We start from the raw sequence: 15031 nt of genomic DNA on the forward strand, positions 1-15031 counted from the left end.
CTAGGGTACCAAAGTCCGGTAAGTTATCGAAACTTAGCCCTTAAAAAGATTGTTTGATTTAGTGTTGACATACCAAAAGCGTTATCAGCACATTTAATTAATGTCTCAGGTTCCTTTCTAGTGATGTAGTTTACATGGGCTTGAAGGTTTTCTCATTCAGTAAATGACTCTACTGTGAATATCATCACTTTTTAATAACTCATAATCAGCTATTCTATATACATAAGTACAACTTAAAAGATATAGGGAGAGTGAAACAAATGAACTTAAACTACGAAACGATTCTTGTTGCAGTAGATGGATCTATGGAAGCAAAACGTGCCTTACAAAAGGCAATTGACCTTGCAAAAAAAGATGAGGCAAAGCTAGTGATTTCCTATATCATTGACAATCGAACAACTGGAACCGTTGAACATTACGACCGAACTTTTGCCCAGCGAGCAAATGATTACGGCACCGACCTCCTTGAACAATATAAATCAGAAGCAATGGAAGCAGGGGTAACACACGTCGCAACAGAACTTGAGTATGGTTCACCAAAAGTAAAAATACCAAAGGATGTTGCATCAAAATACAAAATTGACTTAATTGTTGCCGGTGCAACAGGAATAAATGCTGTTGAACGAATTCTTATCGGAAGCGTCTCTGAACATATTGCTAGACGTGCTAAATGTGATGTAATGATTGTTCGTAACGATAAATAATACGCTAAGAGGATGCACCATACAGCCATATACAATAGCCTGGTGCACCCTCTCAATCATGTTTATACTCGTATTTTTTTCCGTTTTTTTGGCTTACTTTAATTTCTATTTCTGCCGAATTCAGGTCAAGGTTATAATCTTCAAGCAATATTTTTGTCAACAGCTGTAGATCCTCGGCGGAGTGAATTTCATAAGAGGAGAAAAGTTTATCTAAGAACTCGTCTGCCTTTTTATTTTTCAATTTTATATTTTCATTTTCCCCCTCAATTTCCACCTCTGATTTAACCCTATTCTTCTTTCTCTCTTGCTTGATTTCAATTTTCACTTTGTCTGCTTCAATTTCAATTTCAAGCTTTTCCATTTGTTGAAAGAAATCGCCATTCTTTTCTGGCTCTGACTCAACTTCTACAGTTTCCTTTACGGGTTCAGGAGTGACCACCTCATTGTTCTGCTGCTCCTTGTGTACACTTTCATTTGACATATTACTTGTTGACACTAAAAAGGGCGTTTCTTCAACCCTTTCAACTTGTTCAGGCTCTGGTTCATTCATGACCAATTTCTCACTACTTTCATAGCTTACAGTAGTAAACGATTCTTCATTTTCTAGATATGCATCACTAGAATTAAAAGTATCCGCAAATACCATATATCCTACTGAGAGAATAAGAGTGAAAATTGCTCCAATAAACATGTATCCAAATTTTTTCATAGTTCCTCCATCTTATAAAAATCTACTTTCATTATATAGTAGATTCTCTAACAATTAAATATGCTAGAGGTCATATGATAGATGATCTAAACGAAAACCCCACCACATACAAGAAGTAATTACTTGTGGTGATGGGGAGCGTACTAAAATTATCTATCGGATTAAGCTCTTCTCTTGTTGCTGATCTGGTGGGAAATAACTGCGACAATTAATCTATTGATAGTTATTCCACAACATCAATTTCTACTTCTTGATGATGGACATAAGCAAGGTATTCAATTCAAGATTCAATTTCCCGACCTAATCTATATTGAATCTCTACAAAGAAGATGAGACTCCTAAATAGAGATGTAGGTATTTTTTACTTTCTTATAAATGATGCGACGTTTATACTACAGTGCATCATCTTCTGCATCATCAGTTTCTACATCTAACTCTGAATCAAATTCTTCTGTTTCATCTTCTTCAGTTCCAAAATCCGTATCGAATTCTTCTGAATCTGTTCCATCTTCTTCTGGGAACTCTTCTACACTTTCATTTCCGCCATCCATCTCAACTTCAGTTTCAAAGTCTGCATCTTCATTTAAAGTTGGGTCATCTAAGTCACTATCTCCACATGCTGCAAGAACTCCTACAGTAAGAATCGCTGTTGCTGCTGTTAATAACATTTTCTTTTTCATTGTAAATTCCTCCTAAAAACATTTTTTGTTTTTCTGTTACATTGACATGGTATTCCCCTTACCCAAAAAAATATAGTCAATCCACGACTTTACCATTTCAATAGGAGGATTTTACAACTTTTGCGATATCAATTGATAACTTTCTTGAGAGTTTTATATTTTTTAACGGTTTTTCTCTTAATTCCCTTGGTAAAAAACACTCGACTAGTCAGACAATGTTAAGGGATTAAAATTCGTACGGAAAAATCATTACCTCATATTTAAATCTAGGGGGAAACCCCTCTTTATTAGACGCTTTATTTCATTGCCGCTGCCACATCATAAAGACTAAGGTCAATTTCTGTTTTTTCTCCTAGCGCGAGTTTAGCTAATTCAGCACCAAGATATGGACCGACTGTTAATCCTGAAGATCCTAGACCATTAGCAACTAGAATACCTTGATAGTTCGGGATAGGCCCAATAATTGGAAGGAACCCTGGGGCAACTGGTCTAAACCCTACTTTTGTTTCAACGACCGTGCTTGACTCTAATCCTGGTGCAATCATTAGTGCTTTTGTTAAGATTTCATGAAGACCACCTGCCGTGACTCGGTTATCAAAACCGACCTCATCTTCATGTGTTGCCCCCACAACAACATTTCCCCCCTCGAATGCGAGTAAATATTGATTTGTAGGGGGCATGACAACTGGCCATAAATCTGTCTTTGTTTCTGGCAGTTCAAGATGGACGATTTGTGCTTTTTGTGGCTTTATTTGAAATTCAATACCTAAAGGCTGCAATATTTCTTTTGCCCAAGCACCTGCTGTCACAATGACCTGATCAGCTAAGTTTACTTCCTCTCCTATACTAACTCCTGATACTTTGTTTTTGGAAAACCGTAACTCTGCGTCTCCTTGAATGAATCTCGTTCCATATCTTTTTGCTGCACGAATCAATGCTTCACATAATGCTTTTCCATTTACCCGGGCAGCCCCACTAACATGAACAGCACCATACTCATCTGACAATGGTGGAAAAAGCTCTTTCGTTTCCGCTTGAGTCAGCCTTGTAAGCTGTCCAATTTCTGGAGCGTCCACACAGCGCTTTCTGACGCGTTCCTCCATCTTATCTAGTTTTTGTTCGTCTGAATGAAGGGCAATTGCTCCAATTTGTACATAACCAGTGTTTGTCTCACCGTCAGCTTCTAATTCTTTTATTAGAGACGGATAATACTTCGCTCCTCCTTTTGCTAACTGATACCAAGCTTGATTCCGACGCTGTGATAACCAGGGACAGACAATTCCCGCAGCAGCAATTGATGCTTTTCCTTCATCACAGCGATCGACTAATGTTACCTTCGCTCCTGCTTTTGAAAGTCGATAAGCAGTAGTTGCTCCGAGAATTCCTCCTCCAACTACAATGTAAGTATCCATGTCAAACACCTTTTTCAAAGTAAATTTTCTTTCATGTTATTTTACATGATCAATTGCATGAGCTCAATTAATGACCGATGCATTATTGAAACGGTAATGGATGTTCCTCTATCAACATTAAAACCTCTTCATAAATTTTTCTGAAATAATAAATTTATTATTCTGAATATAAGAAAATTCATTGTTTTAAAACGAAAATTATGTAAAATGTGAATATACATTTGTTTATATGAGGAGTACAAATCATTAAAAGGGGATTTATATATGAAATTATTATTCAAATTACTAATTGGAATTATTCTGGGAATTATCTTAGGGTTAATTGGACCTGAATTTGTGATTCGAATTCTTATTACAATTAAAGTACTTTTTGGGAGTTTTATTGGCTTTATTATTCCCTTCATCATTTTATTTTTTATTGCTAGTGGCGTAGCAGGACTCGGAAAAAGCTCTGGGCGTCTTGTCGGGATGACTGTTGGAACAGCTTATATATCTACAATCGTTGCTGGAATTTTATCTTTAGTTATTGCCTTTACCGTTATTCCTTTCTTATCAACAGAAACAAGTGAAGTCGTAGAGGGTGCAACATTAGAGCCATTCCTTACAATAGAAATCGCCCCGCTAATGGGTGTTGTTACTGCATTAGTAACAGCGTTTGTTTTTGGAATTGGTATTGCAAAAACAGAAGGTGAATGGTTGAAAAAAGTATTTGATGAAGGAAAATCCATTATTGAATTAGTTATTGCAAAGATTATTATTCCATTTTTACCATTTTATATAGCTGGAATCTTCGCCGAACTAGCTTATAGTGGGGAAGTATTTGGAACACTGAAAGTATTCGGAGTTGTGTTGCTTCTTGCGATTGCGACTCATTGGCTTTGGTTGTTCATCCAATATATGGTTGCTGGTATTGTTGCAAAGAAAAACCCATTTGCATTATTAAAGAATATGTTACCTGCATATTTTACAGCGATTGGGACAATGAGTAGTGCTGCGACCATTCCTGTCACGTTAAAATCAGTCAAACGTAATAACGTAAAAGAAGACCTCGCTAATTTTGGCGTCCCTCTTTGCGCAACCATTCATTTATCTGGGAGCGTTATTACGATTGTCATGTGTGCAATTGCTGTGATGATTTTGTCTCCAGAACTTAGTCAGCCGTCTTTTATCACAATGCTACCTGTTATTTTTATGCTCGGATTAATTATGGTTGCAGCCCCTGGTGTCCCAGGAGGAGCAATTATGGCAGCATTAGGAGTACTAACGTCAATGCTTGGATTTACGGAAGCCGCAATCGGACTGATGATTGCTCTTTATATGGCACAAGATAGCTTTGGCACGGCAACAAATGTTACCGGTGATGGTGCCATAAATGTCCTAATCGACCGTTGGGCAAAATAAGAAGCTGGACCAACTTCTAATCAAAGCTACTTGAATTCATCATTACTTAGTAAGCAGGCGCCCAATTTCATAAAAAACAAGACAAACGCCCATCCATACTCCTTCTTGTGACATAGGCTATGTTGTACTCACTTTTAAGGAGGAATTTATCATGGGTCACGTTTCAGGTAACAGTTTCACATTAATCGTTGTTCTTTTCATCCTACTAATTATTGTGGGCTCTGCGTACGTATGTTAATACAAAAGGGCAAGAGGTGAGAGCTATCGTCCTCACCTCTTGCCCACTATTTATTCCTGCTTAAACTTCTTTCATACTTGCAAATACGCCGATAAAACAACAAACATCGATAAACACTCAAATCTAAACTACGAGCGACTAAACATTATGATCGATTCTTTTTTTCTCTGTTAATCCGTCGCTGAAAAAATAGAAATATCGGAAGTGGAATAATGATCCATCCTAAGCTTTTTATAAAGCTATTTAAGGCATACTGTTTACTCTGCTCTCTTTGTTGCACAATCATTGCGTCATATAAGGCGCGAAGCTCTTCCTCACTGATTTCCTCTTTTTCTACTGCCCCTTCTCCTTTGTACCCTCTCATATTCTTATAATCTTCAAATGATTCAACATACGTATTAGGAGATACATAGTCAGCAATTGACATGAAGGCAAATACACCCCCTCCAATAACCATAACAAGTGTAATAAATGCAACTGCATATTGGTATACTTGCTTCACCATATCTTCTCTCTCCTCTTCGCTCAACGTATTAGTAGACCTCTTAGCACCAATAAATAGCACCACAATAAAAAACAAAAAAAAGAACATTGCCAAAGAAAAGAAAACCATCGCCTCACCTCACTTTCGATACTATTTATTATTCCTCTTCCTAGTATTAAAGAACACAAATGTGCCAATATCCTTTTTATAAGAACGAAGGGATTGATCGATTCGTTACACTATAGATAAAAGTTGTTTGCTTTTAAATATATGTCATGACTCAACTACTGGTGGAAAAAGGTAACTTCAACATCTTTTCCTTATGAGTCTAATTGATTTTGTTTTTTAAATTTCTTTTTAAAAAAAGTAAAAAACGTTATAAATAGAATTGGCAGCACACCTATCATCGTTATTAGTAAAGGCCATACAGTCGATACAACTTCGATAAACTCCTGTTCATGTTTATATAGAGAGACTGATAAGAGAAAAGCTACTAGTGAGATTGGAAATATTAGGATTCGGTCATCTTTCAGATTAAGTAGTTGCGAAACCATAAAATTAATTACGAACAACACAACGGTTGCCTTCATATAAGAACCAATAATCCAACTCATTACAATGACAGCCTCTACCCTAGTTAATATATCTTGAATATCAATTAACGTGGATACATAGAACAAAGAGTATTTAATATCAGCACCTGCTGGTCCTAAAACCATAATGGATACAACAACGGCAATTAATAAAAGAAAACAATTCAGTACTATAGCAATATACATCCCTTTTTCTAGAGTTCCTCCTTTTTTATTACGAGCAAAAGGAAGAAGTACAGCAAAAAGAATCACTTCAGCATACGGAAAACCCCAAGCTAAGTAGGTCCCATGAAAAACTGGTTTCAGTCCGTCAGGAAATAAAGGCAAAAGATGTTCAGGTTGAAGCAGAGGAATAATCAACACAAGAAAAACAAAAAATGTTCCTAGTACAAACACGATAAGCATCGTGAACATTCTTCCCATAACTTCAATCCCTGTATATACTGTAAGTGTGGCAAGAAGTATCATAAACAAATGAAAAATATACAATGGGGTAGTTCTCATCATCGTGTTATGTAAAAAAAGACCGACATCAAATACAATGTTAGACAGCATCAAAAAAAGCATGATAACAAAAGGGATTACAAAAAGGACCATAACCCATTTTCCAAACGTTTTTCGAGTGTAGTCAACAAACGTTAGCCCTTCATATTGACGATTTAAATAAAGAATACAAGCTAAAAGAAAAATGCCAAGGCCATTTGCGATCAATAGTGAGACCCATGCTGCATTTCCTGCACTATTAATCAATGGTGCTGGAATATTCACAATCGCTGATCCAAGTAAAAAACTTAAAAAAATGTAAGCCATTTGTCCGTCGCTGACTGTCTCTTGATCCTTCATCAACATCCTCCTCTACTTCCCCATAAAATAGTCAACGATACGTTGTGCAGGTCCTAAAAATACTGCATTGATCAGATCTTTCAAATTTGGCCAGTCAACTTGCAAAATAAAATCTACACTTAAATAAAAAGATATTCCGATAATAATTGAATAAATATAAATTACCTGCTTTTCGTTTTTTTTTAATCTTGAAAAGTCGAAAAGGAGTAGGACCGTGTACAAGACCAAAAGAACAATGACTTTACCAATCATCTTTATCCCCCTTAAATACTATTCAACCTTTTTTAAAAAAGGCTTGGGATTTGTTATTCCAGAACCCTCGACCTCTACAGAAATGTCAAAGACAAATTGGCCTTTTGCAAAAAGTTCATCCCAATTCCCTTTTACTGTTTCCCAAGTCTTTGGGTTATCTCGGTATACTTTATTACCTAGGTTAATGACATCAACTTTGTTTCCCTGCAATTTTTTTATCGTATTCATTAAATTTCCTTCTATTATTTGCTCTATATATGTTGCAAATTCCTCTATTTCCTGAACTGTTTCAAACTCGTTACACACTAGTTCACGCAAGGTGGCTTGTATTTGAAGGGAAACATTCACAGCAACTGAATCGCCGTTTACTTTAGGTGATATATCAGAATGTGCTAAGAAAACCTCGATATTATCAAATTGGTTATTGGGGCCGTTTTCACATGGTATTTTTATATTTCCCCGCTGAAATTGTTCACGTAACATCAATAGGCTCTGTGTCTCTATTCCAGATAGTTGATCAATCATTTTATCATCTTTAATAATAGCAACTCCTATCACAGGAGCGGTTTCAGTCATTCTTTTGCTTTTAGTCATGTAAGGTATAACCGCCGTACCTAGCTCACTTTTCATTTGCAAGGCTAAATCAAGTAAGGTTGTTTCTATAGAATGACTTGTGACTTCTTTAGAGAACTTTTGAATTTCACGAAATTGTCTTCCAGAGGAACCCTCAAAAAGGGGGCTTACCCCTAAATAGTCCCCTCCCTTTCCTTGTCCTATTGCAATTTGAGTTGTTGCACGAGGTTCTTGTTCTCGGTAAAAAAAATCAAGTACTTCACTGAGATTTTTCGTTCTTGCCGTATCTTCCCCAATGACAATCGTCTGCATGTGGCTCCAATTTGCTCTTCGACCGATATGATTAACTAAATTGCGGGCACCTTCAGAAATGGTTTCACTATATATATTAAAATTAAATGGATCTTCACCGCCCTCCTCTTTAGGACTAGGGTGATAAAATTGAACGGATAATTCCATCTGATCTTCATGTTGATCAATGGCAGTGCCTAACACAAAACCGCTTTCAGTTAGTTCACGTTGGTCCCAGCAACCCGATAAAGTTAATAGTAGCCCTGTTAAAATATAAACAACAAATCTTTTCAATTGTTCCACTTCCTTCTTAAATGTAAACGTATTTAATTTTTAGGAAGGCGGTGCATATGGTGATTACGTGGTGACTTGATAAGCTCTTTTAATGGACGACGAATGAACGCATCACCCAATCGCCGTGGTCTCAATGGAGCGAAAGGTGCTAAGTACGGTACGCCTAAAGACCGTAAAGAAGCAAGGTGCAAGAGAATTAACAACAATCCGACCATGACACCAAATCCCCCTAATGTTGCTGCTAGAATCATTAGGGGATACTGTAAGATTCGATAAGAAATAGCAAGGTTATATTGAGGAATAGCAAATGATGAAATACCCGTTAACGCTACGACGACAACCATAATAGGTGAAGCAATTCCAGCTTGAATAGCAGCTTCGCCAATGATAAGTGCGCCAACAATACTAACCGCTTGTCCAACTGGTCTTGGCATACGAACCCCAGCTTCACGCATTAGTTCAAAAAAGAAAACCATTATAAGTGCTTCAAGTAAAGCTGGAAAAGGAATCCCTTCTCTTGTGTTAAGGACCGCTAATAACAATACAGTAGGAATCATTTCAGGGTGGAACGTTGATAGTGCAATATAAACACTTGGTAACGTAAGAGAAATGATAACGGCAATAAACCTCATCAGTCGAATCATTGTCGAAATGATTGTTCTTTGGTAATAATCTTCAACGGACTGAAATAACTCCAAATACAAAGCGGGACATATTAAGATCGAGCCTGTTCCATGTACCATTACAATGATTTTCCCGTCTAATAGAGCAGGCACCGCAACATCAGGCCGTTCTGTATGCCGATATTGTGGGAATGGCGAATACGTTGAATCCTCAAGAAGTTCCTCTACATAAGAAGTTTCTAATATATCCATATCTTTCAGTTTCGAAATTCTTTTTTCAAATTCTTTCAACACCTCTGGATCCACTGATCCTTCAAGATAACCATAAGCGATTTCTGTTTTCGTTTCTTTTCCAGCATGAAATGTAATCACTTTAAATTTACGTGATTGCAACCTTGAGCGAATGAGACCAATATTTTTTTTAAGATTTTCAACGGTTCCTTCATGAGGACCTTGGACTACTCCTTCACTAGTCGGTTCTGCTACGGTTCTGCTTTCTAAAGAAATAGCACTAAAGCTAAGTGCCTTATTCCATGTGTCAAAAAAAATGACTACATATCCTTGTAAAACCTTCTCTGAAACTTGTTCAAAATCCTCAAGAGTTTCTAATGTTTGAGCAGATACCCCTTTTTGAAAAATAAAATCTTTTAGTTGTTCAACAGTTATCTCTGTCGCTGGGCCAACTTCATGCGTGACTATATCTTGTAACAATGATTTTAAATAATTTAGCTTTTCATCTTGAACAAGTGTATTACAGTAAACTGTCAAAGCCTCATTTGATAAGTCAGGTCCAAATCGATACTCTTTGGTATCAATATCATCACAATTTAAAAAGAGTTCTTCCATTTGCTTTTTATTTTCTGAAATATCTCTAAAAATCGTTTCTGCAGGGGTAGGAAGAGTTTCTTTAAATATTCCCTCCGGCGTTCTTTTTTTTATTTTTTTCAAGCTAGTCTTTTTAGATTTCAACATAGAAGCTGCTCCTCCAACAAAGGATGCTAAGAATAATGGTACATTTCATTTATAGCATTATCCTGTATTAGAAATAACATGCAACCATAGCTTATATTTATAAAGAAATACTTATTTTCCTTTTTAGAGATTTCTTCAACAACTTCTAAGAGCCATATTCCAACCATTGAGAAAAACAAAAAAACTCCTTACACTTAGTAAATGAACTGATTGTCCACCACTAAGGTAATGAGCTCTTTCTCCAGATATTATGATTACAATAGTTCTGGAGGATTTTATTTGTATTTATAAGGAGTATGCAGAAGATTTAATTACGAAGTGAATGGTGTTTCAGTTCCAAGACTAGATTTTACTTAAATCAAAAGCGACCTTATTATCCATTGCAGATAAATAAGGCCGCTCAAATTATGTCGTCTATCATTTTGCAAAACCTTTCTACTCGGTAAGAGAATTATTACTGTTTCTTTTTCAGTACCCCGTGTACCTCCACATTCAATTAAGGTACACTTCGCTTACTCAAATCATTGGATTCACACCCTTTCTTTGAGCCAATTATGTAGGCAATTAATAAAAGGTTGCTTCTCTCAATACCTCCTTTGTTTAATGTAAATTAAGAATAACGCACTTTAACACCTTTGTAAATATTCAAAATATTCATATTTTTAGATATTTACTTGCATTTTCTTTTAATATCTCTATCTTTCTTATCATTGCTATGTTTTTCATATTTTTAACATGTTCTTAACAGTTCCGTTTCGTTTAATTGCCTACGTGAATAAAAACCTGCTTTCTTAAAAATACTATTCCTAATAAATGAAATAGAGGTATACTCATGGCTGAAAATACAAAGATTTCTAACAATATAACTGATAATCAAAAGAAAATAGAAGAAACTTTTTCCAACTGCCATGATTTATTAATCTATTCATGGCAGTACGGGCCAGAGCTTAAATATCGTGCTTTCTCTGTTTATCTTGGGACACTTGTTCAAAATAAACAAACAAATTACATGAAAGAGTCCATGCAAGATTTAGTCTCGCACGAGGTAGGTCCAGCAACTGAAATTACGGTTAAAGATGTTATAAATTTTTTTAGTCATCATGGCGTTTCTGATCAAAATGCCCTTCTAGTTGAACGTTTTGATGATGCTGTGACGAAAATTTTGAGTGGTCACATTGTAATCTTTTTTGACGAATGGGAGAAAGCTTTAGCCTATAATGATTTAAGTGTTAATAAAAGACAAGTAACGGAACCCGCAACTGAATCGGTTGTTAAAGGACCCCGTGAAAGTACAATTGAACAGTTAGATCTAAATATTGGATTGTTACGCGTTCGCTTACAAAATCCTCGTTTTAAAATGGAGAAATTAAAAACTGGCGGAGAAACGAAAACAGAGATTGCGTTTGGTTACCTTGACGGAAAGGTTGATCAAGAAACACTCGCTGAGTTCAAAAGGCGTTTAGATTACGTCAAAGAATCGGAAATTTTAGAAACGGGGTACATTGAACAGTTGATCGAAGACTCCAGCGCTTCTCCCTTTCCACAATATCGCTATACAGAAAGACCAGATGTTGCTGTTGCCGCTATATTGCAGGGAAAAATTGTCGTACTTGTTCAAGGGACGGGATCAATCTTAATTTGTCCGGGCCTTTTTACTGAGTTCTTTCAATCAAGCGAGGATTATTATCAACGCTCGTTGTTTTCATCTCTCATTAAAATCATTAGAATTATCTCATTTTATATTGCCTTTACATTACCTAGCTTTTATATTGCCTTAACAACGTTTCATACTGAGTTAATTCCAACCAACCTTTTAATGGCAATTATTGATACTCGTGAAGGGCTGCCTTTACCAGCCTTTTTGGAAGCCCTCATCATGGTCTTTTTCTTCGAGCTGCTTCGAGAAGCTGGGATTCGCTTGCCGCAGCCAATTGGATCAGCGATTGCCATCGTTGGAGGGTTGATTATTGGTGATGCCGCAATAACAGCCAATATTACCTCTCCGATGATGGTCATTATCGTAGCACTTACAGGAATTGCTTCTTTTTCGCTTCCGCAATATGACATTGCGATAGCCATTCGAATTCTCCAACTGCCGATGATGATCTTGGCTGCCATGTTAGGTGGATTTGGAATAATGATATTCTTTCTTATCCTTTTTTTACATTTAGTAAATTTACGATCATTAGGACAACCATATTTAAGTCCATTATCTCCACTAAGACCGAAGCAACTACTTGATGTTTTCATTCGGAGACCACAGAAATGGATGTCATCTTCAAACCAAAAGTAAAAATATTTACGTACCCATTAGTCATAAAAAAATTCAAAAAGAAAGCTTGATCAATTATGCCTATCAAAGCAATTACATTTCCAATTAAAATACTCATTGCAGGAAGTTTTCTCATTTTTCTATCCGGATGTTGGAACAGTTTGGAATTGACTGATCTAGCTTACGTGATGGGGGTAGGAATCGACCAAACAGAAGACGGCCAAATTGAATTAACAACACAAATGTATTCACCAACACAAACGATAGGAGCCCAAGGTGGGAGTACCACTGAGGGGCGCCCTTACTTCTCTGTTATAACGAAAGATGAGAGCGTCTATGAGGCAATTCGAGATATCCCACTTCATGTCGGCCGTAAAGCGCAATGGAGCCATATGCGGATTATTCTTATCGGAGAAGAGTTTGCTCGTGAAAATGACATATCAGATGTTCTAGACTTTTTCTATCGCGACCATGAACCTCGCTTCTTATCACATGTGCTTATTACAAAAGGAAGAACAAGTGACTATTGGAATATTAAACCGTTTATTGAGAGGACAACAGCCCAACAACTACGGACGATTCAAGAAAGTGGAACGGCCAATTCATCAAAATCAAAAGAAACAAGATTACTTGATTTAGCCCTACAACTAAATTACCCGGTGAAACTAGCAACGGTTCCGTATATCGAACGAACAAGTCAAACTCCAGAAAGTGTCGTAAGCACAGGTTTGGCGATTGTTTCTGATGGAAAGATGCACGACCGTATCTCAACTGCTGACGTTCACAATTTGCTTATCTTAACAGATGACTACAACAGCGGCACAATAGAATACCCTTGTCAAGATAAAGAAAATCAGCAGAAAAATAGAAGTGATACTCTGGAGGTTTCGCAACTAAAAACAAAGCTTTCTCCAAATTTTTCTGAGAGCCCACCTACCATTCATTTTTCAACAAAGGTAGAGGGGCATATCGGTGAATTCCAATGCTCAACGATGACCACTGATGAAGAGAGACAAGAACTTCAAGTGCATATTGAAAACGCATTAAAAACACAATTAGAAGCTTTTATTACATACCTACAGGATGAAAAACTCGATGTTATCGGAATTGGAAATACTCTTTACAGAAAAGACCCAAAATTATGGGAAAAGCAAAAAGAGAATTGGGAGCAAATCTTTTCTGAAATCAAATTCGAAATTGATGTTGAAGTCATCATTAAAAGTACAGGCATGACAACTGGGGCAGACCTGACGGAGGGATAATTATGTTAGAGAAAATCATCTTACTCGTTATTTTATACATCGCCATATTTCTATATGATGGGGCGGAGTTAATAAAAAATAAGCAAATTCGCATCGTTTATGGAATAACCATGGTACCAGTCTTCTATCATAGTGTTATGTACATTTTTGATCTGCCTTGGCCAACCCTTTATACGTTTGTAGATTTCATCTTTCATGAACCAGGTCAACAAATTGTAAAATCACTAGAAGTCGATTTTATTATGTTTCTTGTGACCTATAGGGGAATGTGATGAGACAAGTAGAAACGATTAGTTCTTGGCAACTTTCGAGTCTATTTCTCGCTTTTATGACCGGGTCCGCGATTATTAATATCCCAACACCTATGGTTGAAGCCGCTTCAAATGGGGCGTGGCTATCTCTTTTAATGGCGAATGCTCTTGGAATGGTGCTCTTAGCCTGTGTTTTCTACATCGATCATCAGGCCCCCGGACATTCCTTTATCGATTACAGTGAAAAAGTCTTAGGGAAGTGGATCACCTTATGTATTTCCATACCGCTCATTATTTTGCTTATTTTAATTATTACGTTTATTGTCATTGATATTGGAGGTTTTTTCGCCAATGCCTTAATGAGAGAGACACCTACCTATGTTTTCCATACGCTTATTTTGCTAGTTGCTGCTATGACGGCAAGAAGTGGAATTGAACCAATGGCAAGAATGTTCGTGTGGCTTTTAATCATTATGATTGTTCTACCACTGGGTGTGTTAGCATTAGCTTTGCCTCATTATCAAGTGGAGCACCTTCTTCCGGTCATGCCGGATGGGATAAAGCCCGTTCTTCTCGGAAGCTATCGTGCTTTTAGTTTCCCCTATTCGGAGCTTATTCTTTTTTCTTTGCTGCTTCCCTTCATTAGCAAAGGAGACAGAAAGCCTTTAAAAAAAATAATGTTTTTAACTCTACTCGTACATGGGATTCTAATGATTATTCCTATTGTTCTTGTCACAATGGCTTATGGTCCGATTGCTGGAACAGTTCAATATTCTATTTTTAACCTTTCTCGATTGGTTAATATTAGAGATGCCATTGAACGAATTGAATCTGGAATTGGACTCGCTTTAATCGTAGGCTCTTATATGAAAGCAAGCATTATGCTGTTTATTCTTAAAGAATTTTTATCCAACGTTTTGAAATTACAGGATAAACAGATTATCACCTTTCCTATTTCCTTTTTCATTCTGTTGCTTTCACTAACGATTTTTGATCACCAAACAGAATTTGTGGATGCTGTATTTGTGACTTGGCCGTTATTTATGATTACGGTGGTCGTTCTCCCATTCCTTTTTGTTACGTTGGTTGCTTTTATTAAAAAGAAACCAACTTGATAAACGAGACTTCAATCTTGCTATATAAGGGGTAAAGACTTCAAGTACTTTTCCACTAGCAA

Annotated in this window: 15 protein-coding genes; 7 read left to right on the plus strand and 8 right to left on the minus strand. The window is 36.7% G+C overall.

Annotated features, from left to right (window positions below; genetic code table 11):
• Positions 1-260: 260 nt before the first annotated feature.
• Positions 261-704 (plus strand): universal stress protein, encoded by a 444-nt coding sequence (locus tag SLH51_RS18485; protein WP_335962939.1) that lies wholly within the window; start codon positions 261-263, stop codon positions 702-704.
• A gap of 52 nt (positions 705-756) precedes the next feature.
• On the opposite strand, the gene SLH51_RS18490 is transcribed toward SLH51_RS18485, so the two are convergent.
• From SLH51_RS18490 to SLH51_RS18500, 3 genes are all read right to left on the minus strand, one after another.
• A complete protein-coding gene (locus SLH51_RS18490) occupies positions 757-1413 on the minus strand; it encodes a hypothetical protein (protein WP_335962940.1) in 657 nt (218 codons plus the stop codon).
• Between the two features lie 392 nt (positions 1414-1805).
• A complete protein-coding gene (locus SLH51_RS18495; RefSeq protein WP_335962941.1) occupies positions 1806-2093 on the minus strand; it encodes a hypothetical protein in 288 nt (95 codons plus the stop codon).
• A 296-nt stretch (positions 2094-2389) separates the two neighbouring features.
• Positions 2390-3514: an NAD(P)/FAD-dependent oxidoreductase gene (locus SLH51_RS18500; RefSeq protein ID WP_335962981.1), complete on the minus strand. Its 1125-nt coding sequence runs from the start codon at positions 3512-3514 to the stop codon at positions 2390-2392.
• 255 nt (positions 3515-3769) lie between these two features.
• Here SLH51_RS18500 and SLH51_RS18505 point away from each other — a divergent pair, with 255 nt between their 5' ends.
• Complete coding sequence (locus tag SLH51_RS18505; protein WP_335962942.1) at positions 3770-4906, plus strand: dicarboxylate/amino acid:cation symporter; 1137 nt, start codon at positions 3770-3772, stop codon at positions 4904-4906.
• Between the two features lie 151 nt (positions 4907-5057).
• Positions 5058-5144: a YjcZ family sporulation protein gene (locus SLH51_RS18510; protein ID WP_335962982.1), complete on the plus strand. Its 87-nt coding sequence runs from the start codon at positions 5058-5060 to the stop codon at positions 5142-5144.
• 145 nt (positions 5145-5289) lie between these two features.
• Here SLH51_RS18510 and SLH51_RS18515 read toward each other — a convergent pair whose 3' ends face one another.
• From SLH51_RS18515 to SLH51_RS18535, 5 genes are all read right to left on the minus strand, one after another.
• Complete coding sequence (locus SLH51_RS18515) at positions 5290-5649, minus strand: hypothetical protein (RefSeq protein WP_335962943.1); 360 nt, start codon at positions 5647-5649, stop codon at positions 5290-5292.
• Positions 5650-5948: 299 nt separating this feature from the next.
• Positions 5949-7064, minus strand: a complete 1116-nt coding sequence (locus SLH51_RS18520) for a GerAB/ArcD/ProY family transporter (RefSeq protein WP_335962944.1) — start codon at positions 7062-7064, stop codon at positions 5949-5951.
• Positions 7065-7076: 12 nt separating this feature from the next.
• A complete protein-coding gene (locus tag SLH51_RS18525; RefSeq protein WP_335962945.1) occupies positions 7077-7316 on the minus strand; it encodes a hypothetical protein in 240 nt (79 codons plus the stop codon).
• A gap of 18 nt (positions 7317-7334) precedes the next feature.
• Entirely contained in the window at positions 7335-8474 is a 1140-nt protein-coding gene (locus SLH51_RS18530) for a Ger(x)C family spore germination protein (protein ID WP_335962946.1), read from the minus strand.
• A gap of 32 nt (positions 8475-8506) precedes the next feature.
• Positions 8507-10069 carry a spore germination protein gene (locus SLH51_RS18535; protein WP_335962947.1) on the minus strand — a complete coding sequence of 521 codons (1563 nt, stop codon included), beginning with the start codon at positions 10067-10069 and terminating at the stop codon, positions 8507-8509.
• A gap of 832 nt (positions 10070-10901) precedes the next feature.
• Here SLH51_RS18535 and SLH51_RS18540 point away from each other — a divergent pair.
• Genes SLH51_RS18540 through SLH51_RS18555 form a run of 4 tightly spaced genes read left to right on the plus strand, consistent with a single transcriptional unit; the run spans position 10902 to position 14969 of the window.
• Positions 10902-12362, plus strand: a complete 1461-nt coding sequence (locus tag SLH51_RS18540; protein WP_335962949.1) for a spore germination protein — start codon at positions 10902-10904, stop codon at positions 12360-12362.
• A 56-nt stretch (positions 12363-12418) separates the two neighbouring features.
• Positions 12419-13603 carry a Ger(x)C family spore germination protein gene (locus SLH51_RS18545; protein ID WP_335962950.1) on the plus strand — a complete coding sequence of 395 codons (1185 nt, stop codon included), beginning with the start codon at positions 12419-12421 and terminating at the stop codon, positions 13601-13603.
• Between the two features lie 2 nt (positions 13604-13605).
• Complete coding sequence (locus SLH51_RS18550) at positions 13606-13875, plus strand: hypothetical protein (protein WP_335962951.1); 270 nt, start codon at positions 13606-13608, stop codon at positions 13873-13875.
• On the plus strand, positions 13875-14969 hold the full coding sequence (locus SLH51_RS18555; RefSeq protein WP_335962952.1) for a GerAB/ArcD/ProY family transporter: 1095 nt from the start codon (positions 13875-13877) through the stop codon (positions 14967-14969). Before SLH51_RS18550 ends, SLH51_RS18555 begins: the two co-directional genes overlap by 1 nt.
• Positions 14970-15031 lie beyond the last annotated feature (62 nt).

The sequence above is a fragment of the Halalkalibacter kiskunsagensis genome, assembly GCF_037027555.1.
GTDB classification, from domain to species: Bacteria; Bacillota; Bacilli; order Bacillales; family Bacillaceae_D; genus Halalkalibacter; species Halalkalibacter kiskunsagensis.

Bases quoted from the DNA above. Each gene is read 5' to 3' on its own strand.
- SLH51_RS18485 (WP_335962939.1), top strand. From the start codon at position 261: ATGAACTTAAACTACGAAACGATTCTTGTTGCAGTAGATGGATCTATG.
- SLH51_RS18490 (WP_335962940.1), bottom strand. From the start codon at position 1,413: ATGAAAAAATTTGGATACATGTTTATTGGAGCAATTTTCACTCTTATT.
- SLH51_RS18495 (WP_335962941.1), bottom strand. From the start codon at position 2,093: ATGAAAAAGAAAATGTTATTAACAGCAGCAACAGCGATTCTTACTGTA.
- SLH51_RS18505 (WP_335962942.1), top strand. From the start codon at position 3,770: ATGAAATTATTATTCAAATTACTAATTGGAATTATTCTGGGAATTATC.
- SLH51_RS18510 (WP_335962982.1), top strand. From the start codon at position 5,058: ATGGGTCACGTTTCAGGTAACAGTTTCACATTAATCGTTGTTCTTTTC.
- SLH51_RS18515 (WP_335962943.1), bottom strand. From the start codon at position 5,649: ATGGTGAAGCAAGTATACCAATATGCAGTTGCATTTATTACACTTGTT.
- SLH51_RS18520 (WP_335962944.1), bottom strand. From the start codon at position 7,064: ATGAAGGATCAAGAGACAGTCAGCGACGGACAAATGGCTTACATTTTT.
- SLH51_RS18525 (WP_335962945.1), bottom strand. From the start codon at position 7,316: ATGATTGGTAAAGTCATTGTTCTTTTGGTCTTGTACACGGTCCTACTC.
- SLH51_RS18535 (WP_335962947.1), bottom strand. From the start codon at position 10,069: ATGTTGAAATCTAAAAAGACTAGCTTGAAAAAAATAAAAAAAAGAACG.
- SLH51_RS18540 (WP_335962949.1), top strand. From the start codon at position 10,902: ATGGCTGAAAATACAAAGATTTCTAACAATATAACTGATAATCAAAAG.
- SLH51_RS18545 (WP_335962950.1), top strand. From the start codon at position 12,419: ATGCCTATCAAAGCAATTACATTTCCAATTAAAATACTCATTGCAGGA.
- SLH51_RS18550 (WP_335962951.1), top strand. From the start codon at position 13,606: ATGTTAGAGAAAATCATCTTACTCGTTATTTTATACATCGCCATATTT.
- SLH51_RS18555 (WP_335962952.1), top strand. From the start codon at position 13,875: ATGAGACAAGTAGAAACGATTAGTTCTTGGCAACTTTCGAGTCTATTT.